General features: G+C 43.2%; 1 protein-coding gene. It reads right to left on the bottom strand.

Going from position 1 to position 2,558, the window contains the following annotated elements; all coding sequences use genetic code 11:
* Nucleotides 1-102 precede the first annotated feature (102 nt).
* Nucleotides 103-1,938 carry a reverse transcriptase/maturase family protein gene (locus NFS31_RS26475; RefSeq protein WP_251502017.1) on the bottom strand — a complete coding sequence of 612 codons (1,836 nt, stop codon included), beginning with the start codon at nt 1,936-1,938 and terminating at the stop codon, nt 103-105.
* Between the last annotated feature and the right edge of the window lie 620 nt (nt 1,939-2,558).

Raw genomic sequence — 2,558 nt, 5'->3', positions numbered from 1 at the left:
TCATGAGGTAAGCACAGTCTGTCGCCAACTTCGACAGCACCATACTCCCTCCTAAAACCGTACTTACACCTCTCAGCGTATACGGCTCGCCATAAGTTCAACTTATCGTTCTTCATCACAGGAATGAATTTTCTCATGGCACGCTGGGCATACCGCAAGTGTTTTCCGCCTGCGTTTCCGCATAAGCTTCTCCCACTCACTGTTACCCTTAAGATTTTTCAGCTTTTTCACTTGATGAATTTCCAAGTCCGTACAGTAACCGCCGCATAATTCACAAGTTTTGGTTTTCAGCTTCCTTGCAAGGCTGTTCGGTCTGTCATACCGCTTATACTGCGGCAGAACTTCTATCTGACCTGCAATGGAGTTATCCCTCCTGCCGTAGCCCTGATTGTAAAATACAGACGTTTTCGTACCCTGCTTTGTTTCGTAATTGACGGTAAAATCTCCATTCACCATATACTTCTTTTTGATTTTGGAAACTTTTGTCTTGTACTTGAATGCAAAAGTTTTCATCATGCTGTACTTCATTGCCCTGCCGAATTTCCCTATCACATAGGCGTTATCAGCAATACAGTAATAATTAAACAGTCCTCTGACCTTTGCATTGTAATCGCTTAAAATCTCAATGTCGCTCTTATTCAGAACTTTGCCACTGTGCATGGCTTTCCATTTTTCGTTACCATTTTCATCAGTTACAATCTTAATCGCCCCATATTCGAGCAATTTTTTAATCCAGTTTTCTTTCGGTACATACAGCTTCACCACGCCGCTGAACGGTCTTGTTTTCACTCCGTCCTTCCGGCGTTTAACGCTCTCACTCCTTGACACTTTGATTCTGTAGCCAAGAAATTCCGCACAGTCACTTGTATGTGTAATCTTCGTTTTCTCGTCCGAAAGCGTCAGGTTTAATTCTTCCGCAAGGAATTTCTTTACTTCCGCCTTTATGGTTTCCGCATCTTCCTTACTTCCAATAACTCCAATCAGAAAATCATCACAGTATCTTGTATACTGTATCTTCTTGAAGCCCGTATCCCGTGCGTCATATCTGGGCAGCTTTGTATATACCGCCCTTAAATCCCTGATTTCTCCTGCACGGCGTTTCCGTTCCTCCTCACCGACCTCATTCCAGTCTTTGGCATATTTCTTTTTCAAGCGTTTTGCCCTGCCCCTTGCACTTTCATATTCATAAGAAACTTTACGTCTGTCACAGCTTCCTACATCAAACCGTTCCTTCAATCCCTGCATAAACTCATCTAACTCATTCAGATAGATATTCGCAAGTATTGGACTGCACCCCGAACCCTGCGGAATGCCGAAATAGGTTTTGTTATATGTCCACTGCTCCATATATCCTGCTTTCAGAAATTTCCATATCAGATTTAAAAATGCTTCATCTTCTATCCGTTTCCTCAAAATACGGATAAGCACTGCATGGTCAAAACTGTCAAAGCACGCTTTAATATCGCCCTCGACAAACCATTTAGCGCCTGTAAATGTATTCCTAATCTGTGTCAGCGCTGTATGGCAACTTCTGTTTGGTCTGAAACCATGTGATTTTGTAGAGAAACTTCCCTCATAGATACTTTCCAGTATCATTCTGACTACTTCCTGCACCAGTTTGTCATCAGCGGAAGAAATGCCAAGCGGTCTTTTCTTATTGCCTGTTTTCTTCTTGATATACTCACGCCTTGCAGGTTTTGGCTGGTAACTCTGGTTTCGCATACTCTGGGTAATTCTGTTAATCCGAGCCATGCTAATACCGTCAATGGTCATGCCATCAACTCCCGGCGTCATACTGCCTTTGTTGGCATAAATATTTTGATATGCCAGCAGATAAAACTCCGGGTTGTATAAGTTCCTGTATAACCTCTGGTACTTATACGTCCTTTCCTGCGATTTCTCGCCTAAGCTTTTCAATACGTTAATAGGATTTCTCAATGCCTCACGCACCTTCCTTTCTTTGTATTTTCCAAACTTACTGCTTCCCTTCGCCATGTGGGCGGCTTTCCCGCATCTGGTTTTACAGCTTTCCCTGTCAATTCAGGTTCCTCAGACTACTATGGAAGCTCTGTTGCCTTGCCCTTACGGGTTTAGGCAATCTCCGTTTAGTCTAATCAAAACAATAGCTTTCCGTATTGTCGGGTACGACTTTCGCCATTTACACACTACTCATGGTTGCTCTGTCTTGAGTATTCCGCAGTTATACAAAATGGAAATACAACCGCCAAGACACTGCACGTTTCAACTCCTTTCGCGCAGGGACAAAGGCTATGCCCAAGCTCTGGCTATCGTTCAGGCAATCCAGCTTTTACCCTCATATACGGATTTTCATTCTCGCAGTAAAGCCGCTTGTCAGGAAATTTTAATCACCGCTTTACCGCCTGTCATTTAATTGACAACAACATGCTACACTCCCTGTTTTGTTTCCAAAATCAGATAAGTTGTAGAATGATAGGCTGTGGATTTCTCCACCTTAATACTTTTACCTACTCCTTGCTAAAGGGAGTATTCTGATTAGACCGCACCGCCAATAAATCGGCGGTTTACGGACGCACCAT

This window comes from Otoolea muris (assembly GCF_943193115.1).
GTDB classification, from domain to species: domain Bacteria; phylum Bacillota; class Clostridia; order Lachnospirales; family Lachnospiraceae; genus Otoolea; species Otoolea muris.
The sequence above is the reverse complement of the archived record's forward strand: the minus strand, read 5'-3'. Positions and strand labels throughout refer to the sequence as shown.